Genomic DNA, 25,167 nt, shown 5'->3' with positions numbered 1-25,167 from the left:
CGGCATGACCACCGCATGACGAGACGGTGCGCACAGCGGAACGGGCGGCACACCCGTGAAGGTGTGCCGCCCGTTCCCGTACGGCCGTCCGGCTCACAAGCGGAACCGGAAGAGGGACGTCAGTGCTTGCCGCCCTGCGCCTCAAGACGCTTGTACGAGGCCTCGATCTCGGCCTCCGCCTCGGTACGGCCGACCCAGTCGGCGCCCTCGACGGACTTGCCCGGCTCCAGGTCCTTGTAGACCTCGAAGAAGTGCTGGATCTCCAGGCGGTCGAACTCCGACACGTGGTGGATGTCGCGCAGGTGCTCCACCCGCGGGTCCGACGCCGGGACACACAGCAGCTTGTCGTCGCCGCCGGCCTCGTCCGTCATCCGGAACATGCCGATGGCGCGGCACTTGATGAGGCAGCCGGGGAAGGTCGGCTCGTCCAGGATGACCAGCGCGTCCAGCGGGTCGCCGTCCTCGCCGAGGGTGTTCTCGACGAAGCCGTAGTCGGCCGGGTAGCTGGTCGAGGTGAAGAGTCGACGGTCCAGGCGGATCCGACCGGTCTCGTGGTCCACCTCGTACTTGTTCCGCGAACCCTTCGGGATCTCGATGGTGACGTCGAACTCCACGGGTGGCTCCTCCATGATCAACACATACGACGGGTGATTAAGTGTCCCCCACGCAGAAGAGTGCTCGCGAAAGGGGCTGGTCAACGGTGGCCGAGCCGGTGGAAGAACCGTCGAACCGCCCGTCGGACCCCTGGGGCCGGATCAGGAACCTGAAGAGCAAGAGCAAGCGCAACGGGTCCGACACCTGGCAGGTCGTCGCAGGCTCCGCCGTGCTCGGCCTGGTCGTGGCCACCGGCGCCGTCCTCGCCGCCGGTCCCTGGGACAACGGTCAGCGTAAGGCCGAGCGGCAGCTCGCAGCCGCCGAGCACCCCACAGGTGGCGTACATCACGGCCGCAGGCTCCCCGGCGCCCCCGAACCGGCCCCCAGCGCCCCCGCCGTCCTCGGCGCGCTCGACCCCGTCACCCGTTCCGCCCCGCAGGACCCGGCGAGTCTGCGCACCGCCCTCGCCCCGCTCATCGGCGCACCCGAACTCGGCACCGAGATCGCCGCCTCCGTCGTCGACACCGCCACCGGCAAGCAGTTGTACGGGCAGGACGCGGCCACCCCGATGACCCCGGCCTCCACCGTCAAGATCGCCACCGCCGCCGCCGCGCTCTCCGCCCTCGGCCCCGACCACCGCATCGCCACCACGGTCCGGCTCTCCGAGGACGCCCGCACCCTCACCCTCGTCGGCGGCGGCGACCCCACCCTGACCCCGGCCGCCCTGAAGTCCCTGGCCGCCTCCGCGGCGCGCGCGGTCGAGGAGGCCGACGCCACCGGCGTACGGCTCACGTACGACACCTCCCGCTACACCGGCCCGGAGCGCCACCCCATCGGCAAGAACCCCAACCTCGCGCCCGTCACCGCCCTGATGGTCGACGAGGGCCGGCTCGACGACACCGACCGCGGCCCCGCCACCCGCAGCGAGGACCCGGCGGGCGACGCCGCCCGCGCCTTCGCCGCCCAGCTGGAGAAGGCGGGCACCAAGGTCACCGGCGCGCCCCGCGAGGCCCGCGCGCCCGGCAAGGCCCGTACCGTCGCCACCCACCACTCCGCCCCGCTCGCCGCCCTGGTCGAGCGCACCCTGACCAACAGCGACAACGACATCGCCGAGGCCCTCGCCCGGCAGACCGCCATCGCCAAGGGCGAGAGCGCCGACTTCGCGGGCGCCCGCCGCGCCGTCACCACCGAGCTCAAGAAGCTCCAGGTGCCCACCGCCGGAGCCCGCCTCGCGGACGGCAGCGGACTCGACCGCGAGGGCCGGGTCACCCCGGCCCTCCTCACCACGCTGCTCGCCCGCGCCGCCGACCCCGAGCGCCCCGGGCTGCGGTCCGTCCTCACCGGCCTCCCGGTCGCCGGCTTCACCGGCACCCTCAGCACCCGCTACCAGGACGGCACCGAGACCACCGCCGGCACCGGCCTGATCCGCGCCAAGACCGGCACCCTCAGCGGCGTCAACGCCCTCTCCGGCACCGTCGTCGACCCCCAGGGCCGGCTGCTCGCCTTCGCCTTCCTCGCCGCCGGCTCCACCGCGCCCGCCGACGCCGAAGCCGCCCTCGACGCCCTGGCCGCCGCCCTCACCGGACCGGCCGGCTGAGCCCCGCTCCTTTTAAGGGCCCCACCCGAAGAGCGGTGCAAGACCCCACCACCGGGCGAGCCGCTCACGTACGGTTGACGCATGACGAGCATCGGTGGTGCAGAGATGGTCGACTGGAATCTCGCGGTCGCGACCGCGACCCGACTGGTGCGGCCCGGGCCCGAGATCAGCCGCGAGGAGGCCCGTGCCGTCGTCGCCGAGCTCCGGCGCCACGCCAAGGCCTCCGAGGAACACGTCCGCCGCTTCACCCGGATGATCCCGGAAGGGACCGAGCCGGAGGACACCCCGGTCCTGGTCGTCGACCGGGCCGGCTGGATCAAGGCCAACGTCGCCGGCTTCCGCGAACTGCTCCGCCCGCTGCTCGCCAAGATGGAGGCCCGCCGCTCCGGCGGACCCGGCGGCGCCGTGATCGGCGCGGTCGGCGGCAAGGTCACCGGCGTCGAGCTGGGCATGCTGCTCTCGTTCCTCGCCTCCCGGATCCTCGGCCAGTACGAGACCTTCGCCCCCGCCACCCGCGAGCTGCCCGGCTCCGCCGACGGCGGCGGGCGGCTGCTCCTCGTCGCGCCGAACATCGTCCACGTCGAGCGGGAACTCGACGTCGACCCGCACGACTTCCGGCTCTGGGTCGCGCTCCACGAGGAGACCCACCGCACCCAGTTCACCGGCGTCCCCTGGCTCCGCGACCACCTCCAGGGCGAGATCCAGTCATTCCTGGACGAGACCGACGTCGACCCGATGACCTTCCTGGAACGGCTCCGCGAGGCCGCCCAGTCCCTCTCCGGCGCCGGCCGGCCCGAAGGCGAACGCGGCGACGACAGCGGCCGCAGCCTCGTCGACGTCGTCCAGACCCCGGCCCAGCGCGAGGTCCTCGGCCGCCTCACCGCCGTCATGTCGCTCCTCGAAGGCCACGCGGACTACGTGATGGACGGCGTCGGCCCCGAGGTCGTCGGCTCCGTCGCCGAGATCCGCGAGAAGTTCCAGAAGCGCCGCGCCCAGGGCGCCGGCCGGCTCGACCAGGCGCTGCGCAAACTGCTCGGCCTGGACGCCAAGCTCCGCCAGTACAAGGACGGCGAGAAGTTCGTACGATCGGTCGTCGACGAGGTCGGCATGGACGGCTTCAACCGCGTCTGGACCTCGCCCAACACCCTCCCCACCAAGGCGGAGATCGCCAAACCCGCCGAGTGGGTCGCGCGGGTGCACCGCAAGGCCGAATCGTGACCCTTTTCCGGCCCACCGCCGGGAATCCGCCCTCCAATCACCCATCCGGGGGACCATGAGGGCATGGGAAGGCGTGCAATGCTCGATGAACAGCTTGCCTCTGTCACCATCGACGCACTCTGAGTGACGGGACTCACGCGTTCCGGCGCTCGACGCTCCTCCCGAACCTTCACGAAGGGCACCGGACATGGGTCCCCATCCTGCGGTCGCGGCGATACGCCTGGCGGTCCGCCGCGTACTCCACGACGTCCTCACCGAATTCCACCGGCACGACGGCTCCGGCCGCCCCGCCGAAGAGGCCCGGCGCACCGCGCCCGCCTCCCGCTACGCCGAGGCCGGCACGGCGAGCAGCCCCGCTCTCGCCGAACGGCCCGCCGCCCCGCTCGTCCTCGTCGCCTGCTCCGGCGGCGCCGACTCCATGGCGCTCGCCTCGGCCCTCGCCTTCGAGGCCCGCAAGCTCGACGTCCGGGCCGGCGGCATCACCGTCGACCACAACCTCCAGCCGGGATCCGGCCTCCGCGCCGCCGAGGTCGTCACCCGGCTCGCCGCCATGGACCTCGACCCCGTCGAGGCCGTCGCCGTGCACGTCGGACGCGAGGGCGGCCCCGAAGCCGCTGCCCGCGACGCCCGCTACGCCGCGCTGGACGCCGCCGCCGAACGCCACGGCGCCGCCGCCGTGCTGCTCGGCCACACCCGCGACGACCAGGCCGAGACCGTCCTCCTCGGCCTCGCCCGCGGCTCCGGCATCCGCTCGCTCTCCGGCATGGCCGCCGCCTCCGGACCGGCCGGCCGCTACCGCCGCCCCTTCCTCCAGCTAGACCGCCAGACCGCCCGCAAGGCCTGCCTGGTCCAGTCGATCCCCGTCTGGGACGACCCGCACAACATCGACCCCGCCTACACCCGCTCCCGCCTCCGCCACGAGGGCCTGCCCGCCCTGGAGAAGGCCCTCGGCAAAGGCGTCGTCGAAGCCCTCGCCCGCACCGCCCAGCTCTCCCGCGACGACGCCGACGCGCTGGACACCTGGGCCGCCGAGGCCGAGCTCGCCGTCCGCGACGAGACCGGCCGGCTGGAGTGCGCCAAGCTCTACGCCCTGCCGCCCGCCGTCCGCCGCCGCGTGCTGCGCCGGGCCGTCATCGAGGCCGGGGCGCCGGCCGGCTCCCTCTTCGCCCGCCACCTCGAAGAAGTCGACCGCCTGATCACCGGCTGGCGCGGCCAGGGGGCCATCAACCTGCCCGGCCGCGTCGAGGCCCGACGGCAGGGTGGCAGACTGGTCATTCGGCAGAGCTGACGCGCGAGCGGCCAGCCGCAGGCGAACAGCCGGGCCGGGCCCGGGGCACACCCCCGGGCCCGGCAGGCGAGAAAGAGACGCGGGTGAACGAGAAGGACATGGGCAGCGACCTCCAGTCGGTGCTCCTCACCAAGGAAGAGATCGACGCGAAGCTCGTCGAGCTGGCCGCGAAGATCGACGCGGAGTACGCGGGCAAGGACCTGCTCCTCGTCGGTGTCCTCAAGGGCGCGGTGATGGTCATGGCGGACCTGGCGCGCGCGCTGTCCACCCCCGTCACGATGGACTGGATGGCCGTCTCCTCGTACGGGGCGGGCACCCAGTCCTCCGGTGTCGTACGGATCCTCAAGGACCTGGACACCGACATCAAGGGCAAGCACGTCCTGATCGTCGAGGACATCATCGACTCCGGTCTGACGCTGTCCTGGCTGCTGTCCAACCTGGGCTCCCGGGAGCCGGCCTCGCTGGAGGTCTGCACCCTGCTGCGCAAGCCGGACGCCGCGAAGGTCGCGATCGACGTGAAGTGGATCGGCTTCGACATCCCCAACGAGTTCGTCGTCGGCTACGGCCTGGACTACGCGGAGAAGTACCGCAACCTCCCGTTCGTCGGCACGCTCGCCCCGCACGTCTACGGCGGCTGACCGGCGGGGAACCCTCGCGGCCTTCGGGCCGTTGAAGCTTCGAAAGCGGGTTTATCCGCCGTACGCAGCGGTCGCGGGCCTCCTTGCTGGGGTACCGTCCGAAGAGCACTCTTTTCCAGCAGAGCTTTCACACACAGCAGCATTTACCTACGGGCAGGAGGGACGGGGCGTCTTCGCTCCGTATGGATGGACGTGAAGCGATACTTCCGTGGGCCGGTCATGTGGATCGTGCTGGCCGTCCTCGCCGTGGTCGTGTTGATGCAGGTCGTCGGCTCGTCGGGCGGCTACAAGACGGTGGACACCGCCAAGGTGATCCAGGCGATCAGCAAGGACCAGGTGGAGCAGGCCAAGCTGACCACCGGTGACGAGCAAATTCTCAAGATCGAACTTAAGGACGGCCAGAAGCTTGCCGGCGAGTCCGGCACCAAGTTCCAGGCGAGCTACATCGGCAACCAGGGCGTCCAGCTCGCCGACACGCTCCAGGAGAAGTTCGAGGCGGGTGACATCGAGAAGGGTTACACCGTCTCGCCGTCGAAGCAGTCCCCGTTCGTCTCGATCCTCCTCTCGCTGCTGCCCTTCGTCCTGATCGTCGTCGTCTTCCTGTTTCTGATGAACCAGATGCAGGGCGGCGGCTCCAAGGTCATGCAGTTCGGCAAGTCCAAGGCCAAGCTGATCACCAAGGACACCCCGAAGACGACCTTCGCCGACGTGGCGGGGTCCGACGAGGCGGTCGAGGAGCTCCACGAGATCAAGGAGTTCCTCCAGGAGCCGGCGAAGTTCCAGGCCGTCGGCGCCAAGATCCCCAAGGGCGTCCTGCTCTACGGGCCGCCCGGTACGGGCAAGACGCTGCTCGCACGCGCCGTCGCCGGCGAAGCGGGCGTGCCGTTCTACTCGATCTCCGGGTCCGACTTCGTCGAGATGTTCGTCGGTGTCGGTGCCTCCCGGGTGCGTGACCTCTTCGAGCAGGCCAAGGCGAACGCCCCGGCGATCGTCTTCGTCGACGAGATCGACGCCGTCGGCCGGCACCGCGGTGCCGGTATGGGCGGCGGGCACGACGAGCGCGAGCAGACGCTCAACCAGCTGCTCGTCGAGATGGACGGGTTCGACGTGAAGGGCGGGGTCATCCTGATCGCCGCCACGAACCGCCCGGACATCCTCGACCCGGCGCTCCTGCGCCCGGGACGCTTCGACCGGCAGATCGCGGTCGACCGCCCCGACATGCTGGGACGGCTGGAGATCCTCAAGGTCCACCAGAAGGGCAAGCCCGTCGCGAAGGACGTCGATCTCGGCGCCGTCGCCCGCCGCACGCCCGGCTTCACCGGTGCCGACCTGTCGAACGTGCTGAACGAGGCCGCGCTCCTGACGGCGCGCAGTGACAAGAAGCTGATCGACAACGAGAGTCTCGACGAGGCCATCGACCGCGTCGTGGCGGGTCCGCAGAAGCGGACCCGGATCATGTCCGAGAAGGAGAAGAAGATCACCGCGTACCACGAGGGCGGACACGCCCTGGTCGCGGCGGCCTCTCCTCAGTCGGACCCGGTCCACAAGATCACGATCCTCTCCCGCGGCCGCGCCCTCGGTTACACGATGGTGCTGCCGGAGGAGGACAAGTACTCCACGACGCGCAACGAGATGCTCGACCAGCTGGCATACATGCTGGGCGGGCGCGCGGCCGAGGAGCTGGTCTTCCACGACCCGACCACCGGCGCCGCCAACGACATCGAGAAGGCCACGGCGACGGCCCGCGCGATGGTCACGCAGTACGGCATGACGGAGCGGCTCGGCGCGATCAAGTTCGGCGGCGACAACTCGGAGCCCTTCCTAGGCCGCGAGATGGGCCACCAGCGCGACTACTCGGAAGAGGTCGCGGCACTGGTCGACGAAGAGGTCAAGAAGCTCATCGAGACCGCCCACAACGACGCGTGGGAGATCCTCGTCGAGAACCGCGACATCCTCGACGCCCTCGTGCTCGAACTCCTGGAGAAGGAGACGCTCGGCAAGGACGAGATCGCGGAGATCTTCGCCCCGATCGTCAAGCGTCCCGCCCGCCCGGCGTGGACCGGCTCCGCCCGGCGCACCCCGTCGACGCGGCCTCCGGTGCTCTCTCCCAAGGAGCTGGCCCTCACCAACGGCGCCTCCACCGCCAACGGCTCGGCCACCCCGCCGGAGATCGCCCCGACGACGGACCTCACCAAGGACATCGCCCCCTCCACGGAGGCGATCCCCGGGGACCGTCCCGAGAGCTAGACCCGCACCGCATCCGGTGAGACCTCCGTCACGGGGCGCTCACCAGGTCCGGAATGGAAGCCGCGCCCCCCAGGTTTTAGCCTGTGGGGGCGCGGCTTTCCGTATGCCGGCGATGTCCACGTGCGAACCGCGCACGGGGCAGCCATGAGGAACGAGGCACAGATGACCGACCCGGTGACGCTGGACGGCCAGGGTTCGATCGGCGATTTCGACGAGAAGCGGGCCGAGGCGGCCGTACGCGAACTGCTCATCGCGGTCGGAGAGGACCCGGACCGCGAGGGCCTCAGGGAGACGCCGGGGCGGGTGGCGCGGGCGTACAAGGAGATATTCGCGGGCCTGTACCAGCAGCCCGAGGACGTCCTGACGACCACGTTCGACCTGGGTCACGACGAGATGGTGCTGGTCAAGGACATTGAGGTGTTCTCGACATGTGAGCACCATCTGGTCCCGTTCAGGGGCGTCGCGCACGTCGGCTACATCCCGGCGGCCACCGGCAAGATCACCGGTCTCTCCAAGCTGGCCCGGCTGGTCGACGTCTACGCCCGCCGCCCGCAGGTCCAGGAGCGGCTGACCACCCAGATCGCCGAGTCCCTCATGTCGATCCTGGAGCCGCGCGGAGTCATCGTCGTCGTCGAGTGCGAGCACATGTGCATGTCCATGCGCGGGATCCGGAAGCCCGGCGCGAAGACCCTCACCTCCGCGGTCCGCGGCCAGCTCCGCGACCCCGCGACGCGCGCCGAGGCGATGAGCCTCATCATGGCGAGCTGACACCGCCCGACGACGGACCCCGACGGCACGGGGCCGGCAACCCCTAAGCGGCCGCCGCCCCCGTGCCGTCGTTGTTGTCGCCGTTCTCGGGGAGGCGGCAGACGCGTTCCAGGAAGAAGGCGGCCGCGATGACGCCGATGCCCGCCACCACCGCCGCGCCGGCGTAGATGGCCTGGTCGCGGCGGGGCGGGACGTCGAGGAAGCCGAGCAGGAAGACGCCCGTGCCGCCGTACATCCCGGCGACCAGGGCGGTGACCAGGGCGCTCGCCTGGCCGAAGACGACCGCCCGCGCCGCCATCAGGGGCTCGACGCCCTTGGCGCCGGGGCGGCGTTCCCGCTGGGCGCGGAGGCGGGTGCGGAGGGAGAGGGCGGTGGCCAGGAGGATCACCGCGATCACGGCGAGCACGATGGCGGCGGCCAGCGGGACGCTCGGGAGGGTGCCGACGGAGTCCCAGAGGCGGGCGCCGCCCCAGGAGAGGACGCCGGCGGCGGCGAAGAGGCCCACCAGCACCCCGAGCCGTAGTTGCTTCACCGCGTGAGCCGCCCTTCGTCGCCTGTCCCCAGCTGTTGCTTCAGCTCGTGCCCGTCGAGCCTAACGATTACTCGGGCAGGCGCAGTTCCAGGTCGGCGCGGGGCAGGACGCCCTCGCGGCCGACGCCGGCGAGGAGGTCGGCGACCGGGCCCGCGCCGGGCAGCTGGGCCTCGGGGTCCATGTCGTGCCAGGGGGCGAGGACGAAGGCCCGCTCGTGGGCGCGGGGGTGGGGGAGGGTGAGCACCGGGTCGTCGGAGAGGACGTCGGCGTACGACACGATGTCGACGTCGATCGTGCGCGGGCCCCACCGCTCCTCGCGGACCCGGTCGAAGGCCTCCTCGACGGCCTGGCCGCGCTCCAGCAGGGAGGCGGGCGGCAGCGTGGTCTTCACGAGGATGACCGCGTTGAAGTAGGAGGGCTGGGAGTCGGCCGCGACGCCCCAGGGCTCCGTCTCGTAGACCGGGGAGACGGCCTTGACCCGCAGGCCCGGCGTGTCCTCCAGCGCGTCGACGGCGCCCTGGAGGGTCTCCAGCCGGTTGCCCAGGTTGGAGCCGAGGGCGATCACGGCCATCTTCGGGTTGGAGAGGGTGATGTCGGCGGCGTCCACCTGCTTGACGACGGCGGTGGGCACCGGCTGGACGGTCGGGTCGCTCTGCCCCTCGGTGGAAAAAGCGGTCATGCTCGGCTCCGGGTGATGGTGATGGTCACGTCGTCGAAGGGGACGGTGATCGGCGCGTCCGGCTTGTGCACCACGACCTCGACCTCCTGGACACCTTCGTGCTTCAGGCACTGCTGGGCGATGCGCTCGGCGAGCGTCTCGATCAGGTCGACCGGCTCGCCCGTCACCACCGCGACGACCTCCTCGGCCACCACGCCGTAGTGCACGGTGCGGGCCAGGTCGTCGGTGGCTGCCGCGGGGCGGGTGTCGAGGCCGAGCACCAGGTCGACGATGAAGGTCTGGCCCTCTTCCCGCTCCTTGGGGAAGACGCCGTGGTGCCCACGGGCCTTGAGGCCGCGCAGCGCGACACGATCCACGCGAATCACTCCTGCTGTCGTTGGTCCAAGAGGCACCCGGCCGCGTGCGGGCGGCGAGGTGCCTTCTTTCGAATCTACCTGCGAGCACCGACGGTGCTCGCCCGTGGGGGCCATGGACAGCGCCTCACGGGGCTGGTAGCCGCCCATACCCCGCGGTCGTGGACTCCAACCCCTGCCCGGCTCCTACCCACTCGGGAGGGTGGCCGCGCGTCGTCAGGACGACAGTTCCTCGTCGTCGTCCTCGTCGGTCTCCGCCAGGACCGGCGAGCCGTGGTGGGACCAGAGCTTCCACCCCTCGGGCGTGCGCCGGAACACGTTCGTGGCGACGACCAGCTGGCCCACCAGCGGCCCCAGGTCGCTGCCCTCCTCGGCCGGGCCGCCGCTGAGGATGTTCTCCGTGCAGGTCACCAGCGCGGTGTCGCCGGTCATCGCCACGTTGACGTCGGTGAGGAAGAACTGGATGTACTCGGTGTTCGCCATGATCAGCGCGTAGCTGCGGAGCACGTCGCCGCGGCCCGTGAGCACCGGCCACCCCGGGTGGACGCAGGAGACGGTGAGGTCCTCGCCCGGCAGCCACCCGTCGGAGAGCGCCTCGTGGTCGCCGCGCTCCAGGGCTTCGTAGAAGGCGGTGTTGGCGGCCTCGACCTCCGCGATGTCGGCGGCGGCCGACGCGTGCTCCTCGTTCACGCGGCTCCCTCGACGGCGCGGGCGACCCGTACGGCGTCGGCGGTGGCCCCCACCTCGTGGACCCGGACCGCCCAGGCCCCGGCCCGGGCCGCGAGGGCGGAGACCGCCGCCGTCGCCGCGTCGCGTTCGCGGGCGGGCGGCAGGGTGGCGCCGGGGCCGGCCAGGACGTGACCGAGGAAGCGTTTGCGGGAGGCGGCCACCAGCAGCGGGCGGCCCAGCGCGTGCAGCTCGTCCAGGTGCGCGACGAGGGCCAGGTCGTGCGGGGCCAGCTTCGCGAAGCCGAGGCCGGGGTCGATCACCACGCGTTCCGGGGCCACTCCGCCCGCGATCACCGCGTCCATCCGCTGCCGCAGCTCGCCGAGGACCTCGGCGACCACGTCCTCGTACACCGCCCTGCTGTTCATCGACTCGCTGAAGCCGCGCCAGTGCATCACCACGAACGGCACCTCGGCGGCGGCGACGGCCGGGATCATGTCCGGGTCCGCGAGGCCGCCGCTCACGTCGTTGACCAGGACGGCCCCGGCGGCGACGGCCTTCTCGGCGACGCGGGCGCGCATGGTGTCCACGGAGACGGTGACGCCCTCGGAGGCCAGCCCCTTGACGACCGGGACGACCCGCCGCAGCTCCTCCGACTCGTCCACCCGGCTGGCACCCGGCCGGGTCGACTCACCGCCGACGTCGACCAGGTCGGCGCCTTCGGACACCAGGTCGAGGCCGTGCTTGACGGCGGCCGTGGTGTCGAACCAGCGGCCGCCGTCGGAGAAGGAGTCGGGCGTCACATTGACGACCCCCATGACCGCACAGCGGTCCCACTCCGGCAGTCCTCGGACCGTGCCGCGCACGCGTGACGTACTCATGCTTCCAGCCTAGGCCCGCCACGCCGTCCTCTAAGCCGCGCTCACCTCGCGCTCCGGGGCCGTGCGCGGCGCGTGACCGCACGGCTGTCGGTCGCGGGAGCGGAACGGGCGGGGCAGCGAGACGTTCACGAACCCCTCCGCCCGCATCGCCGCGATCCCGATGCGCGGCAGGTCGCGGCTGGTGCGGAAGACCACGAAGCGCGGCTCCCAGCGCGGCTTGAACTTGGCGTTGAACTTGTACAGCGACTCGATCTGGAACCAGCGCGAGAGGAAGATCAGCAGCCCGCGCCAGCCGCGCAGCACCGGTCCGGCGCCGAGCCGCTCGCCACGGGCCAGCGCCGCGCGGAACATCGCGAAGTTCAGCGAGACCTGCTTGACGCCGAGCTTCCCGGCGGCCTGGAGCGAGGCGACGATCAGCAGCTCGTTCATGCCGGGGTCGGCCGAGCGGTCGCGGCGCATCAGCTCCAGGGACATCCCGTCGCGGCCCCACGGTACGAAGTGGAGGACGGCCTTCAGGTCGCCGTGCGGTCCGTCATCGGTGCCGGGCAGGTGGGCGGTGGCGATCACGCAGTCGCCGTCGGCGGGGTCGCCGATCCGGCCGAGCGCCATGGAGAAGCCGCGCTCGGTGTCGGTGCCGCGCCAGTCGGCGGCGGCGCGGCGGATGCGCTCCAGCTCGGTGGGGCCGATGTCACGTGCTCGCCGGACCCGGGTCTCGTAGCCGTTGCGTTCGATGCGCCCCACCATCTGGCGTACGTTCCGCATGGCCCGCCCGGCGAGGGAGAAATCCGCGACGTCCACCACCGCCTCGTCGCCCAGCTCCAGGGCGGTGAGCCCGGTCTCACGGGTCCAGACCTCGCCGCCGCGCTCGCTGCACCCCATCACGGCCGGCGTCCAGGAGTGCGCCTTCGCCTCGTCCATGAACCGCTCGATGGCGCCCGGCCAGGCCTCCACATCGCCGATCGGGTCGCCGCCGGCCAGCATCACCCCGGAGACGACCCGGTAGCAGACGGCGGCCTTGCCGCTGGGGGAGAAGACGACGGCCTTGTCGCGGCGGAGCGCGAAGTGGCCGAGCGAGTCGCGGCCGCCGTGCGTCGCCAGCAGCGCCCGCAGCCGGCTCTCGTCGTCCTCGGTGAGGCGGGCGGCCGGGTGCTCGGGCCGGAAGGCGAGGTAGATCGTGGTGACGGCGGTCAGCAGGCCGAGCGCGCCGAGCGAGTACGCCACGGTCCAGCTGGTCCGCCCGGCGTAGTCGACCGGCCCCTCCACGCCGAACAGGCCGTACAGCACGTGCTGGAGCCGGTCCGCGATGGACGGGGCGCCGACGACGCGGCCGGGGTGGACGGAGACGATGACCAGGCCGAGCGCCAGCGAAGAGGCCCCGAGCAGGACGAAGTTGGCCAGCGCCCGCCAGCGGCTGCGCGGGTCGGGCAGCGCGCGGAACTGGTCCCGGTGGCGTAGGAGGAGCGCGCAGAGCGTCAGCGAGACCAGCACGCCGACGACCGAGTGGCGGTACGCGAACTGCGCCACGGCCCCCGCCGGGAGCAGCAGCACCGCCGCCCGCCAGGCCCGCCGCTTGTGCCGCTTCAGCCCGTGTGCGAGCAGGAGCAGCAGGATGCCCGCGCTCAGCGAGAGCGCGGCGGCGAACGGGCCGAGCGCTCCGGGCAGCACCTCGGCGAGGCTGTGCATCCGGCTGTGCCGGAAGCGCGGGAAGACCCCGGCGACGACGTCGATCAGGCCGACGACGGTGCAGGCGGTGCCGACGACGGCCGGTACGGCTTCGGGGCGCGGGCCGCGCAGCAGCCGCCGCATCCGCTGCGGAACCGATACCGATTTATCCCCATCTACCGTGACAGACATCGCTTCCGTGGCTCCAGATGAGAGTGCAGGTTCGTGGGTCCGTCGGCGGTCGGCCGTTCCGGACGATGTGCTCCCTCTAGGACGGGGCCCGGGTGGTGAGGGTTCATCCACATTCCGGAAATTTCCCCTCGGAAACGCGGCGGGAACGCGGCGGACAAGTAGCGAAAGACGGAGAAAGCAGACTCATGGGTCTCACCAGCAAGGTAGTTCTGGCGGTCGTGGCGGCCTTCGCCGTGGCACTGTTCGCCGCCACGGTCTGGCTCTGGCCACGGCTGGCCCGGCGGAGCGCCGCCGCCGTGACGGGCCGGGTGGGGCTGCTGCTGGCGACCCAGCTGACGCTGTTCGCCTCGGTCGGCCTGGCGGTGAACAACGCGTTCCTCTTCTACGGTTCCTGGGCCGACCTCTTCGGCCAGAAGCAGGAGTTGGGCGTGGTCACCGACCGCGCGGACGGCGGTCCCAGCTCCCCCAACATGACGCGGATCGGTACGCAGCGCCCGGACGTGCCGGGCGGCGGAGTGCCGTCGGTGGGCGGGCGGATCGACAAGGTGGTGGTCTCCGGGCGGCTCTCGGGCCTCAAGACACCGGCGTACGTCTATCTGCCGCCGGAGTACTTCCGGAGCGCGTACGCGAAGCGGACGTTCCCGGCGGTGGTGGTGCTGACCGGCTACCCGGGGATGGCGGAGGGCCTTCTCACGGGCCTGCGGTATCCGCAGACGGCGCACGAACGCGTGAAGGCGGGCAAGGCGCAGCCGATGATCCTGGTGATGCTGCGGCCGTCGGTGGCGCCGCCGCGCGACACCGAGTGCGTGGACATACCGAAGGGGCCGCAGACGGAGACGTTCTTCGCGAAGGACCTCCCGGAGGCGATCGGACAGTCGTACCGGGTCGGCAAGCAGGCCCGTAACTGGGGCATCATCGGCAACTCGACCGGCGGCTACTGCGCGTTGAAGATCGGCCTGCACCACCCGGACCGGTACGCGGCGAGCGCCGGGCTCTCCGCGTACTACAAGGCCGCCGAGGACCCGACGACCGGCGACCTGTTCCACGGGAAGCAGGAGCTGCGCGACCGGGCCGACCTGATGTGGACGCTGAAGAACCGGCCGCCGTCCGGCGGCTCCTTCCTGGTGACGACCTCACGGCAGGGCGAGAACAACCTGAGGAGCACGATGGAGTTCATCGACCGGGTGAAGGCGCCCGCCCAGGTGTCCTCGATCGTGCTGGACAGCGGCGGGCACAACTTCACGACCTGGCGGCGGGAGATCCCGCCGGCGCTGGAGTGGCTGAGCGGGCGCCTCAGCGCGCAGTGAGGGGCCGGCCCGGCCGCGGGGCCCCGGTTCGGCTACGGACCCCGCAGTGCGCGCCGAGGCCCGCGGCCCGGCTACGCGGTGGCGACCGTCTCCACGGCGACCTCCGCGCGCGGTACGGCTTGCGCGTCGGCGTCGATCGAGCGGCGCAGCGCCTCGTGCAGCCGGGCCGGGGTCAGTACGCCGAGGAAGCGGCCCTCGCTCTCCTTGTCGATGACCGCGATCCAGCCCGCGTCGTGCTGGAGCATGGTGGCGAAGGCCTGCTTGAGCGGCGCGCCGAGCGGGAGCCAGGCCTCCATGCGGCGGGCGTGCTCGCGGACGGTGCCCTTCGCGTCCGGGGCGGCCGCGCTGCCGACGGGGATCCAGCCGTGCAGGTTGTCCCGGCCGTCCAGGACGACCGCCCAGCGCGCGCCCTCGGAGCGGAGCCGTGCGGTGGCCTCGGCGAGCGAGTCGTCCAGGTGGACGACCGGCGGCTGGTCGAGGTCGCTCTCCTCGATCGGGGTCACCGAGAGGCGCTTGAGCCCGCGGTCGGCGCCGACGAAGTCGGCCACGTACGGGGTGGCGGGGGCGCCGAGGACGGTGGCGGGGGAGTCGAACTGCTCGATGCGGCCGTTCCCGTACACCGCGATCCGGTCGCCGAGACGGACGGCTTCCTCGATGTCGTGCGTGACGAACAGCACGGTTTTACGGACCTGGGCCTGGAGTTTCAGGAATTCGTTCTGGAGCCGTTCGCGGACGACCGGGTCGACCGCTCCGAAAGGCTCGTCCATCAGCAGGACGGGCGGGTCGGCGGCCAGCGCGCGGGCGACTCCGACGCGTTGGCGCTGGCCGCCGGACAACTGTTCCGGATAGCGGTCACCGTAAACGGAAGGGTCGAGTCCGACGAGGTCCAGGAGTTCGGCGGCGCGTTCGCGTCCCTTTCCGCGCTTCCAGCCCAGGAGATGGGGGACGGTCGCGGTGTTCTCCAGCACCGTCTTGTGCGGGAAGAGGCCGACCTGCTGGATCACATAGCCGATGCGGCGGCGGAGTTCGACGGGGTCGATGGCGGATATGTCGTCCCCGTCGAGGAATATCGTGCCCTCGGTCGGTTCGATCAGCCGGTTCACCATCTTCATGGTGGTCGTCTTGCCGCAGCCGGAAGGTCCGACGAGCGTGACCAGTTCACCCTCGGCGACCTCGAAGGAAAGGTCGTCGACGGCGGTGGTGCCGTCCGCGTACCGCTTGGTGACGTGCTCGAAACGGATCATGATTCCCCATTGTGGAGGGTGTTCTGTGAAGGGCGTGTTGCCGGAATGCGACAGCCTCCGCGATTGTCAGTGGTCGAGGATAGGCTCGCCGGGCATCAGTTCGACACGGGCGCGACACGGAAACGGGAGGTGGGGCCGGATGGCCGGAGCGGACTGCCTGGCGACGAACGACTGGATCTGCGGCGAGTATCTGCGCACCCGCAGCCAGGAGTTGACCGACGCCACCGTGCAGCACATCGGGATCACGGTGGTCTCGGTGCTCATCGGGCTGGCGGTCGCCTTTCCGCTGGCGCTGCTCGCCCGCCGGGGCCGCGGCTTCGCCGGACCGGTGCTCGGGCTGACGACGATCCTCTACACCGTGCCCTCGCTGGCGATGTTCTCGCTGCTGCTGCCCCTGTTCGGGCTCTCGGCCGCGCTCGTCGTCACGGGCCTGGTGCTCTATTCGCTGACCATCCTCGTACGGAACATCCTGGCCGGCCTCGAAGCCGTCCCCGAGGAGGCCAAGGAGGCCGCCCGGGGCATGGGATACGGGCCGTGGCGGCTGCTGTGGGAGGTGGAGCTCCCGCTGGCGCTGCCCGCGCTGATGGCGGGACTGCGCATAGCCACCGTGTCGACGGTCGCGCTGACGACGGTCGGCTCGCTCGTCGGCAAGGGCGGCCTCGGCAACCTCATCGAGGACGCGCTGCCGAGCTTCTTCAAGGCGCAGGTGCTCGCCGCCTCGGTGCTGTGCGTGCTGCTCGCGGTCACCGCCGACCTGCTGCTGCTGGGGGTTCAGCGGCTGCTGACGCCCTGGACGCGTATCCGGGCGGCGACGGGGGATACGGGTGTGGGTACGGGTACGGACGGTGCGGACGGTCCGAGCGGTTCCCGTGGTGCGGACGGTCCGAGCGGTTCGGGTGGTCCGAGCGGTTCGGGTGGTTCCAGCGGCGCGGTTGGTTCTGGCGGGTCGGGTGGTCCGGCGGGCATGTCCGCCCCGGCGAAGGTGGAGGCGGGCTGACCCGTGGGAGTCATCGGCGAAGCCTGGACCTGGCTCACCACCGGGGCCAACTGGTCGGGCGACGGCGGAGCCGCGCACCGGCTCGGCGAGCATCTGTACGTCAGCGGGGTCGCCCTCGCGGTGGCCTGCGCCATCGCCCTCCCGCTCGCGCTCTACCTGGGCCACATCGGCAAGGGCGGCGCGCTCGCGGTCAACATCTCCAACGTGGGCCGGGCCATCCCGGTCTTCGCGGTGCTGGCCCTCTTCATGGTCACGCCCCTGCGCAACTCCGGCTACTGGCCCACGATCATCGCGCTGGTGCTGTTCGCCGTGCCGCCGCTGCTGACCAACGCCTATGTCGGGATGCGGGAGGTGGACCGGTCCGTGGTGGAGGCCGCCCGGGGCATGGGGATGTCCGGCGGGCAGCTCTTCGTCCGGGTCGAGCTGCCGCTCGCCTACCCGATGATCATGACCGGGCTGCGCTCCGCCGCCGTCCAGGTCGTGGCCACCGCCTCGATCGCCGCCATGGTCGGCCTCGGCGGCCTCGGCCGGATCATCACCGCCGGGTTCAACACCTACGACACCGCGCAGGTCTTCGCGGGCGCGATCCTGGTCGCCGCGCTGGCCCTGCTGGTGGAAGGGGTGCTGGTGGCGCTGGACCGGGTGCTGTCACCGCTGCGCCGCCGCCGGATCGCGTGAGGCACCGGCGGGCCCCTCATCTTTCCTTTAGGTCACCCTTTTTCTTGAGTTCGGACGGAGAACAGACATGAGCAGAACCTCGCGGATAGCCGGAGCGGTCATCGGCATCGTGGCGCTGACCGGGTCGCTCGCGGCCTGCGGCGGCGACAGCCTGGAGCAGGAGAAGGGCGGCTCCGGCTCCTCGGGCGGCGACGGCAAGAAGGGCTCGCTCGTGGTCGGCTCGGCCGCCTTCACCGAGTCCAAGGTGCTCGCCGAGCTGTACGCGCAGATCCTCGGCGACGCCGGGTACAGCACCTCGGTCACCACGGTGAAGAACCGTGAGCTGTACGAGCCCTCGCTGGAGAAGGGCGAGATCGACGTCGTACCCGAATACGCCGCCACCATCACCGAATTCCTCAACGCCAAGGTGAACGGGGCGGAGAAGGCCCAGAACGCGCCCCTCGCCTCCGGTGACGCCGCCGCCACGGTCGCCGCGCTGGAGAAGCTCGCGGAACCGCTGGGCCTCAAGGTGCTCCCGGCCGGGAAGGCCGTCGACCAGAACGCCTTCGCGGTCTCCAAGGAATTCGCCGAGAAGAACAACCTCAAGACCCTTTCCGATCTCGGAAAGTCGAAGCTCAAGGTCAAGATCGCGGCGGGCGACGAGTGCGAGGTGCGGCCCTTCTGCGCACCGGGTCTGAAGAAGACGTACGGCATCGACGTCACCGGTATCGACCCGAAGGGCGTCGGCACCCCGCAGTCCAAGCAGGCCGTCCGCGACGGCAAGGTCGAGCTGGTCCTGACGACCACCACGGACGCGGTGCTGGACGGTCTGGTGTTCCTGGAGGACGACAAGAAGCTCCAGAACGCCGACAACGTCCTGCCGGTGCTCAATGCCAAGGACGCGGGCGCTCCGGAGATCGCCGCCGCGCTCGGAAAGCTCACCGACACCCTCACCACGGAAGATCTCGCCGAGCTGAACCGCAAGGTCGACGCCGAGCGCGCGAAGCCGACCGACGTGGCGAAGGAGTATCTGGAGTCGAAGGGCCTGATCAAGAAGTAGGTCCTGAACAGTAGGTCCTGATCAGGAAGTGAGCCCCGGTCGCGGAGAGTTCTCGATCAAGAACCAGGGGGCTTCGGGGGGCCGTCAGGTAACCGGCGGGGAAAGATTGCCGGGCGGCCCCCCAAGTAGCGCGTACACACGGTAAATTTCAGGCCATGCCACGTGGACGCCACCGCCATTCGCCACCCCTTCACAGAATCCTGCCGCCCTCCGCGGTGGCGGGAGTGTCGGTCGTCGGTGCCACCGGCGCCTGGTTCCTCGCCGAACCGCTCGCGCTGCGCGGCCTGGTGGCCGCCGTGGCCGCCGCCGCCCTGACCGGCGCGTATCTGATGCGCAGCTGGGACCGGGCCGCGGGGCTGCGGGTCGCCGAGCTGGAGCGGGCCCGTACCCGTGACGAGTGGCGGGCCGAGGAGCGCATAGCCGAGCTGGAGCAGGATCTGGAGGAGTCGCGCGAGCTGCGCACCCGTCTGGAGACCAAGCTCCGCCGCAAGCGCGTGGAGCTCGCCGGACTGCGCGGCGAGCACGCGGGCCTGCTCCGCCGGTACGCCAACGCCGAGACCGAGCGGGCCAGTGCGCTGGAGGGCCGCCGGCAGCTCGCCATCGAGGCCGCCGCCTCCCCCGCCGAGCTGCCCGCCGGACGGTCGACGCCGACCCCGGAGGCCTACCGCCGCGCGGACGAGGCCCTGCTGCACCTCACCCGTAACGCCGCACTCCAGGAAGCGCGTCGCGCGGAAGCGACCGCCCGTGCCATCGCCGGTGAGCAGAGCACGGAGGGGGAAGACCCGCAGGGGAAGGACGCGGCGGTCTCCGGGGCCGGCGAGCACCACCAGCACGGCCGCCCGTCGACCACCCCGCCGGCCCCGGTCTCCGCCGCGCCCGTCCACGTACCGCGTACGGTCCCCGCCGCCTCGGCCATCGTGCCGTACGCGGCGGCCCGCCGGCACCTCGTGCCGCAGGGCAACTTCGACTTCTTCGGCACCCAGAACGCCCAGAAGGCCAACGCCGCGATCGAGGCCGTGCAGAACGAGGACCTCGCGGACGTCGTCGGCGAGGAGGCGCTCGCCGTCCACCGCACGGGAGCGGTGCAGAACCGGGCCGTGGGCAAGGTCATCGACCTCACCGCGCACGACGAGACCGAGCAGATCGACGTGGCGGAACTGCGCGGCGCGGTCTCCTAGGAGCCCACGCGGTCTCCTGACAAGCTCACGCGGTCTCCTGACAGCTCACGCGCGCTCCTACTTGTCGATGTCCCCGACGACGAAGAAGAGCGACCCCAGGATCGCCACCATGTCGGAGACCAGCGTCCCCGGCAGCAGTTCGGTGAGCGCCTGGATGTTGTTGAAGGAGGCGGACCGCAGCTTCAGCCGGTACGGGGTCTTCTCGCCCTTGGAGACCAGGTAGTAGCCGTTGAGGCCGAGCGGGTTCTCCGTCCAGGCGTACGTGTGGCCCTCGGGCGCCTTGAGCACCTTGGGCAGCCGCTGGTTGACCGGCCCGGGCTCCAGGCCCGCCATCCGCTCCAGGCCCGCGTCCGCCAGGTCAAGCGAGTTGAGGGTCTGGTCCAGCAGGCACTCGAAGCGGGCCAGGCAGTCGCCCTCGGTCCGGGTGACCACCTTCAGGGTGTCCTGGAGCTCTCCGTACGCGAGGTACGGCTCGTCGCGCCGCAGGTCGAAGTCGACGCCCGAGGCGCGTGCGATCGGCCCCGACACCCCGTACGCGTGCACCGCTTCGGGGGAGAGCACGCCGACACCGCGCGTACGGGCCCGGAAGATCTCGTTGCCGAGGACCAGGTTCTCGTAGATGTCCATGCGGGAGCGGACCGAGGCGACGGCGTCGCGGACCCGGCCCGACCACCCCGCCGGGACGTCCTCCTTGAGGCCGCCGACCCGGTTGAACATGTAGTGCATCCGGCCGCCGGAGACCTCCTCCATCACCGCCTGGAGCTCCTCGCGCTCGCGGAAGGCGTGGAAGACCGGGGTGATGCCGCCGAGTTCGAGCGGATAGGAGCCGAGGAACATCAGGTGGTTGAGGACCCGGTTCAGCTCGGCGAGGAGCGTCCGCGTCCAGACCGCGCGCTCGGGGACCTCCATACCGAGCATCCGCTCGACGGCCATAACGACGCCCAGCTCGTTGGAGAAGGCGGAGAGCCAGTCGTGGCGGTTGGCGAGCATGATGATCTGCCGGTAGTCGCGCGCCTCGAAGAGCTTCTCCGCGCCCCGGTGCATATAGCCGATGACCGGCTCGGCGTGCTGGATGCGCTCCCCGTCCAGGACGATCCGGAGCCGGAGCACGCCGTGCGTGGAGGGGTGCTGCGGGCCGATGTTCAGCACCATGTCGGTGCTCTCCGCCGCGCCGCCGATGCCGATGGTCGTCTCCGTCATGGGGCCAGTATTCCTTGCCGGTCCCTTGCCTGTTCCTGGTCCGCCCTTGCCCGCCCCGTCCTGTACGGGCGGTCACCCCCGGCCCGGCCCCACCCGGTGCAGCAGCCACCCGAAGTCGCCGAGCCCGCCGCGCGCGGTCAGCTCCGCCGCCTCGCCCGCCGAGGACAGGCCCCGTACGTACGCCGCCGGATCGGAGGCCGCCAGGCTCAGCGGCGGCCGCTCCCCGGAGACCCCCAGCCGCCCGAGTGCCGCCCGCTGGTCCGTCAGCTCCGCCGCCCCCCGGCCCACCGCCGCCGCGCACGCGTCCAGCGCCACATGCGCGGTCAGGTCGCACGACCCGTCCGGCACCGGCCGCACCTCCCGCCCGTCCCGGAACCCGGTCAGCGTCCCGAACGGCGGCCGCCCGCCCCGTACATGCGCGTAGTCCACCGCCACCGCCAGCCCGGCGTCCAGCGCCCCCACCGCCCGCGCCCAGGCGAGATCCCGGGGCCGCCCGATCTCCGCCCGCTCACCCGGCGCGGACAGCGGCCACCACCGCTCCAGCCACGCCGCGTCCGCACCCGTCACCGGCGGACCCGGCCGCTCCGCACCGTCCGAGGTCCGCACCTGTACGTACCGGGCGACCCCGTCCCCGTCCACCTCCGCCACCTCCACCGGCACGTTGTCCAGCCACTCGTTGGCGAAGAGCACCCCGCGCACGCCCCGCGGCACCTCGGCGCACCAGACGATCCGCGGATCCAGCTCCGGCGGACGGGCGGCGACCTCCACCCCGTACGGGATCACCTCCAGCCACTCCGGCACGGCCGCGAGCACGCCGGTCAGCAGCTCACCGCGCCCGGCGCCGACGTCGACCAGCGCGACCGTACGGGTGGACAGCTCCCTCGCGGTCGCGGCCAGCAGCCCGGCCACCGCCCGCGCGAACAGGGGCGATGCGTGGACCGACGTACGGAAGTGGCCCGCCGGTCCCAGAGGGCTGCGGACCGGGCTCCGGTAGAAGCCCTCGTCCCCGTACAGAGCGGTCTCCGCCGCCTCCCGCCACCCGCGCCACTCCTCCGTCATGTGGGCCAGTCTCCACCTTGGGGAGTACGGTCCCGGGATCTGGATCGACCCTCCGGTTGACCCGGGCACCTATCCGCTGTCCTTACGCTGGGCTACGTGCAGCGCCTCTACGATTTTCTCCGCAGACACCCGCTGGGCGTCGACGTCTTCTGGGCGGTCGTCCTCCTCGGGCTCTCCGGCATGTCGATGGCGTCGGGCATGTACGACGCCGGGCGGGAGGAGATCCTCGCGATTCCGGTTGCGCTCGGCCTCTCCACGGTCGTGGCGCTGCGCCGACGGCTGCCCGAGAAGATGCTGCTGCTCGCCATCGCGGTCGGCGTGCTTCAGCTGGTCGGCGACGTCCGGCCGGGCATCGGCAACTTCGCGATGCTGGTGATCACCTTCACGGTGGCCACGATCGGGGAGCGCTGGGCATCCCGCCTCGCCCTGGTCTGCAGCCTGAGCGCGGCCGCCCTCTCGCAGGTGCGCTGGGAGGCCGAGCCGGGCGGCTCCTGGCCGCAGCAGATCTTCGTGACGGTGATCATGACGGTGCCGTTCGTGCTGGCCTGGGTGATGGGCGACTCGCTGCGGACCCGGCGGGCCTACTTCAGCCAGCTGGAGGAGCGTGCCGCCCGGCTGGAGCGGGAGCGCGAGGCCCAGTCCAAGGTCGCGGTCGCCGCCGAGCGGGCCCGGATCGCCCGGGAACTGCACGATGTCGTCGCGCACAACGTGTCCGTGATGGTGGTTCAGGCCGACGGCGCCGCGTACGTGATGGACGCGGCGCCGGACCAGGCCCGGCAGGCGCTGGAGACGATCTCCTCCACCGGACGGCAGGCGCTGGCGGAGATGCGGCGGCTGCTCGGGGTGCTGCGGACCGGTGACGCGCCGGAGAGCGGGGAGTACGTTCCGCAGCCCGACGTGGAGCAGATCGAGGACCTGGTCGACCAGGTGCGGCGGACCGGTCTGGCGGTGGACTTCAAGGTGGAGGGCACCGCGCGGCCCCTGCCGAGCGGCGTGGAGCTGACCGCGTACCGCATCGTGCAGGAAGCCCTCACCAACACCCGCAAGCACGGCGGCCCGGACGCCGGTGCCAGCGTCCGGCTGGTCTACTTCGACGACGGCCTCGGGCTGCTGGTCGAGGACGACGGCCGGGGTGCGGCGCACGAGCTGTACGAGGACGGCGGCGCGGACGGCGCCGGACACGGGATGATCGGGATGCGGGAGCGGGTCGGCATGGTCGGCGGCACGCTGGACGCGGGGCCGCGGCCCGGAGGCGGCTTCCGGATCAGTGCGCTGCTGCCGCTGAAGCCCGCCGAGTGACGTTCCGACCCACCACCCAGACAGGACAGGACACACATCCCATGGCCATCCGCGTGATGCTCGTCGACGACCAGGTGCTGCTGCGCACGGGCTTCCGGATGGTTCTGGCCGCCCAGCCCGACATGGAGGTGGTGGCGGAGGCCGGGGACGGCGCGGAGGCGATCGAGATCCTGCGCGCCACGGCGGTGGACGTGGTCCTGATGGACGTCCGCATGCCGCGCCTGGACGGGGTGGAGGCGACCCGCCGGATCTGCGCGCAGCCGAATCCGCCGAAGGTGCTGATCCTGACGACGTTCGACCTGGACGAGTACGCGTTCTCCGGGCTGAAGGCGGGCGCGAGCGGCTTCATGCTCAAGGACGTGCCGCCGGCCGAACTGCTCTCCGCGATCCGCTCGGTGCACAGCGGCGACGCGGTCGTGGCCCCGTCCACCACCCGCCGCCTGCTCGACCGGTTCTCGCCGATGCTGCCGAGCAGCGAGAAGGAGCCGAAGAACAAGCACATCGAGAAGCTCACCGAACGCGAACGCGAGGTGATGCTCCTGGTCGCGCAGGGCCTCTCGAACGGCGAGATCGCCGCCCGCCTCGTCCTCTCCGAGGCCACGGTCAAGACCCACGTCGGCCGCATCCTCACCAAGCTGAGCCTGCGCGACCGGGTCCAGGTCGTCGTCCTCGCCTACGAGACGGGCCTGGTGCGCGCGGGCGGCGGCGCGGGCTGAGCAGCGGGCCCCGGCTACCGCAGCACACCCTCCAGGAAGTCGCTGCCGATGCGGGCGACGACCGTCAGGTCCAGCTGGTGCAGTACGTACCGTCCCCGGCGCCGCGTCGTGATCAGGCCCGCCTTCTTGAGCACCGACAGATGCCGGGAGACCTCGGGCGCGGTGATCCGGTGGGCGTCGGCCAGCTCGCCGGTGGTGTACGCCGAGCGTGCCAGGTTGCGGCACAGGCGCATCCGCATGGGGTGCGCGAGGGCCTCCATCCGGCGCTGGAGCAGCTCCACGGAGGCGGGGGCCGGGAGGTCGGGGAGGCGGACCGGGTACTGGATCACCGGCCGCCAGCCCGGTGCGTACACCACCATCAGGTGCGGCCAGCCGAAGCTGCTGGGCATCAGGGTGAGGCCGGTGCCGACGTCCGGGTCGACGGCGGTGGTCCGGGCCTCGGACAGCTTGTCGACGGAGAGCCTGCCCGCCTTCTCGTCCAGGGTCAGGGCGGCGGAGACCGCGCCGAGCGCCTCCCGGACGCCCTTGTGCCGCAGCACCTCCGTCTTGTACCGGGCGTCGGCGGCCAGCTGGACGGAGACCCGGCGCCAGGTGTCCGCGAAGAACGCCTGGTCGCAGTCCTCGAAGAGGCGCCGTATCCAGCGGCGTACGGGGGCGGGGTCGGTCAGCAGCCGCTGGGTGAACTTCACCTGCCGGGGGCCGCGCGCCGCCGCCAGCTCCAGGGCGCGGCCCCGCATCGCCGGGTCCGACAGCGGGGAGGCGGCGGCGTCCCCGTACAGACCGGCGCAGGTGAACTCCAGCGCCGTCGTCACGAACCGCTCGTCGTCCAGCCGGTCCAGGATGTCCAGGTCCTCGGCGAGGGTCGCCCCGGGCCTGCCGTCGCCCCCGGGGATTCCGGCGAACGGCATGAACACGTCGGAGAAGCTGTGCCGCCAGAGGAACTCCGCCTCCAGTAGTCGGTCGGCGAGATCGGGCTCCAGCGCCGACGAGGTCGCGGTGGCCCAGCCGTGCAGGCCGGGGTGGTGGCCGGGCTCGGAGAGCGCGTGCAGCGCGTCCCCCAGCTCCGCGAGCGGGGAGACCGCGAAAACGATGCGGTCGGCGGGCAGGCCGGCGATGTCGATGTCCACGCTCACGC

The 25,167-nt window shown here is 71.7% G+C and carries 24 protein-coding genes; 13 read left to right on the top strand and 11 right to left on the bottom strand.

Annotation, left to right across the window (positions count from 1 at the left end):
- Positions 1-119 precede the first annotated feature (119 nt).
- A complete protein-coding gene (locus tag ACQP09_RS14695; RefSeq protein ID WP_018514302.1) occupies positions 120-614 on the bottom strand; it encodes an inorganic diphosphatase in 495 nt (164 codons plus the stop codon).
- Between the two features lie 86 nt (positions 615-700).
- Between ACQP09_RS14695 and dacB the strand changes: the two genes are divergently transcribed.
- The 6 genes from dacB (at position 701) to folE (ending at position 8,350) form a co-directional block, all read left to right on the top strand.
- Entirely contained in the window at positions 701-2,191 is a 1,491-nt protein-coding gene (gene dacB, locus ACQP09_RS14690; RefSeq protein WP_433399402.1) for a D-alanyl-D-alanine carboxypeptidase/D-alanyl-D-alanine endopeptidase, read from the top strand.
- Positions 2,192-2,272: 81 nt separating this feature from the next.
- Positions 2,273-3,409, top strand: a complete 1,137-nt coding sequence (locus ACQP09_RS14685; RefSeq protein WP_433399399.1) for a zinc-dependent metalloprotease — start codon at positions 2,273-2,275, stop codon at positions 3,407-3,409.
- 187 nt (positions 3,410-3,596) lie between these two features.
- Positions 3,597-4,697, top strand: a complete 1,101-nt coding sequence (gene tilS, locus ACQP09_RS14680) for a tRNA lysidine(34) synthetase TilS (RefSeq protein WP_433399397.1) — start codon at positions 3,597-3,599, stop codon at positions 4,695-4,697.
- 98 nt (positions 4,698-4,795) lie between these two features.
- Positions 4,796-5,335: a hypoxanthine phosphoribosyltransferase gene (gene hpt / locus ACQP09_RS14675; protein ID WP_380952218.1), complete on the top strand. Its 540-nt coding sequence runs from the start codon at positions 4,796-4,798 to the stop codon at positions 5,333-5,335.
- A gap of 186 nt (positions 5,336-5,521) precedes the next feature.
- Entirely contained in the window at positions 5,522-7,582 is a 2,061-nt protein-coding gene (gene ftsH / locus ACQP09_RS14670; protein ID WP_433399394.1) for an ATP-dependent zinc metalloprotease FtsH, read from the top strand.
- A 162-nt stretch (positions 7,583-7,744) separates the two neighbouring features.
- Complete coding sequence (gene folE, locus ACQP09_RS14665; protein WP_433406597.1) at positions 7,745-8,350, top strand: GTP cyclohydrolase I FolE; 606 nt, start codon at positions 7,745-7,747, stop codon at positions 8,348-8,350.
- Between the two features lie 43 nt (positions 8,351-8,393).
- Here the strand turns inward: folE and ACQP09_RS14660 are convergent, their stop codons facing one another.
- From ACQP09_RS14660 to ACQP09_RS14635, 6 genes are all read right to left on the bottom strand, one after another.
- Positions 8,394-8,882 carry a DUF3180 domain-containing protein gene (locus ACQP09_RS14660; protein ID WP_433399391.1) on the bottom strand — a complete coding sequence of 163 codons (489 nt, stop codon included), beginning with the start codon at positions 8,880-8,882 and terminating at the stop codon, positions 8,394-8,396.
- Positions 8,883-8,949: 67 nt separating this feature from the next.
- The gene (folK, locus tag ACQP09_RS14655; RefSeq protein ID WP_356754409.1) at positions 8,950-9,561 is read right to left on the bottom strand and encodes a 2-amino-4-hydroxy-6-hydroxymethyldihydropteridine diphosphokinase; all 612 of its coding nucleotides are present in this window, start codon (positions 9,559-9,561) and stop codon (positions 8,950-8,952) included.
- On the bottom strand, positions 9,558-9,917 hold the full coding sequence (folB, locus tag ACQP09_RS14650; RefSeq protein WP_432152138.1) for a dihydroneopterin aldolase: 360 nt from the start codon (positions 9,915-9,917) through the stop codon (positions 9,558-9,560). Before folB ends, folK begins: the two co-directional genes overlap by 4 nt.
- Positions 9,918-10,130: 213 nt before the next feature.
- On the bottom strand, positions 10,131-10,604 hold the full coding sequence (locus ACQP09_RS14645) for a nuclear transport factor 2 family protein (RefSeq protein WP_433399387.1): 474 nt from the start codon (positions 10,602-10,604) through the stop codon (positions 10,131-10,133).
- Positions 10,601-11,398: a dihydropteroate synthase gene (gene folP, locus ACQP09_RS14640; protein ID WP_432152143.1), complete on the bottom strand. Its 798-nt coding sequence runs from the start codon at positions 11,396-11,398 to the stop codon at positions 10,601-10,603. Before folP ends, ACQP09_RS14645 begins: the two co-directional genes overlap by 4 nt.
- A gap of 93 nt (positions 11,399-11,491) precedes the next feature.
- Positions 11,492-13,315: a phosphatidylglycerol lysyltransferase domain-containing protein gene (locus ACQP09_RS14635; RefSeq protein ID WP_433399384.1), complete on the bottom strand. Its 1,824-nt coding sequence runs from the start codon at positions 13,313-13,315 to the stop codon at positions 11,492-11,494.
- Between the two features lie 185 nt (positions 13,316-13,500).
- On the opposite strand from ACQP09_RS14635, the gene ACQP09_RS14630 reads away from it, so the two are divergent.
- Entirely contained in the window at positions 13,501-14,622 is a 1,122-nt protein-coding gene (locus ACQP09_RS14630) for an alpha/beta hydrolase (RefSeq protein ID WP_433399381.1), read from the top strand.
- Between the two features lie 71 nt (positions 14,623-14,693).
- Here the strand turns inward: ACQP09_RS14630 and ACQP09_RS14625 are convergent, their stop codons facing one another.
- The gene (locus tag ACQP09_RS14625) at positions 14,694-15,866 is read right to left on the bottom strand and encodes an ABC transporter ATP-binding protein (protein ID WP_433399378.1); all 1,173 of its coding nucleotides are present in this window, start codon (positions 15,864-15,866) and stop codon (positions 14,694-14,696) included.
- A gap of 139 nt (positions 15,867-16,005) precedes the next feature.
- Here ACQP09_RS14625 and ACQP09_RS14620 point away from each other — a divergent pair, with 139 nt between their 5' ends.
- From ACQP09_RS14620 to ACQP09_RS14605, 4 genes are all read left to right on the top strand, one after another.
- A complete protein-coding gene (locus tag ACQP09_RS14620; RefSeq protein WP_433399375.1) occupies positions 16,006-16,863 on the top strand; it encodes an ABC transporter permease in 858 nt (285 codons plus the stop codon).
- Between the two features lie 3 nt (positions 16,864-16,866).
- Entirely contained in the window at positions 16,867-17,541 is a 675-nt protein-coding gene (locus ACQP09_RS14615) for an ABC transporter permease (RefSeq protein WP_432152132.1), read from the top strand.
- A 67-nt stretch (positions 17,542-17,608) separates the two neighbouring features.
- The gene (locus tag ACQP09_RS14610) at positions 17,609-18,580 is read left to right on the top strand and encodes an ABC transporter substrate-binding protein (RefSeq protein ID WP_404062414.1); all 972 of its coding nucleotides are present in this window, start codon (positions 17,609-17,611) and stop codon (positions 18,578-18,580) included.
- A gap of 155 nt (positions 18,581-18,735) precedes the next feature.
- Entirely contained in the window at positions 18,736-19,758 is a 1,023-nt protein-coding gene (locus tag ACQP09_RS14605; protein WP_433399370.1) for a hypothetical protein, read from the top strand.
- Between the two features lie 57 nt (positions 19,759-19,815).
- On the opposite strand, the gene ACQP09_RS14600 is transcribed toward ACQP09_RS14605, so the two are convergent.
- Positions 19,816-20,958, bottom strand: coding sequence for an NADH-quinone oxidoreductase subunit D (locus tag ACQP09_RS14600; protein WP_433399367.1), 1,143 nt, complete (start codon positions 20,956-20,958; stop codon positions 19,816-19,818).
- Positions 20,959-21,030: 72 nt separating this feature from the next.
- Entirely contained in the window at positions 21,031-22,017 is a 987-nt protein-coding gene (locus tag ACQP09_RS14595; protein ID WP_433399364.1) for an SAM-dependent methyltransferase, read from the bottom strand.
- 96 nt (positions 22,018-22,113) lie between these two features.
- Here ACQP09_RS14595 and ACQP09_RS14590 point away from each other — a divergent pair, with 96 nt between their 5' ends.
- Both ACQP09_RS14590 and ACQP09_RS14585 read left to right on the top strand, forming a co-directional pair.
- Entirely contained in the window at positions 22,114-23,316 is a 1,203-nt protein-coding gene (locus tag ACQP09_RS14590) for a sensor histidine kinase (protein WP_433399361.1), read from the top strand.
- Positions 23,317-23,357: 41 nt separating this feature from the next.
- Positions 23,358-24,032 carry a response regulator transcription factor gene (locus tag ACQP09_RS14585; protein WP_161033006.1) on the top strand — a complete coding sequence of 225 codons (675 nt, stop codon included), beginning with the start codon at positions 23,358-23,360 and terminating at the stop codon, positions 24,030-24,032.
- Positions 24,033-24,046: 14 nt separating this feature from the next.
- On the opposite strand, the gene ACQP09_RS14580 is transcribed toward ACQP09_RS14585, so the two are convergent.
- Positions 24,047-25,159 (bottom strand): DUF5937 family protein, encoded by a 1,113-nt coding sequence (locus ACQP09_RS14580; RefSeq protein WP_433406595.1) that lies wholly within the window; start codon positions 25,157-25,159, stop codon positions 24,047-24,049.
- Positions 25,160-25,167: the final 8 nt, after the last annotated feature.

The organism is Streptomyces sp. CA-146814 (genome assembly GCF_050942385.1).
Lineage (GTDB): Bacteria > Actinomycetota > Actinomycetes > Streptomycetales > Streptomycetaceae > Streptomyces.
Note: the sequence above shows the minus strand (reverse complement) of the source record. Positions and strands in the feature narration are given on the sequence as shown.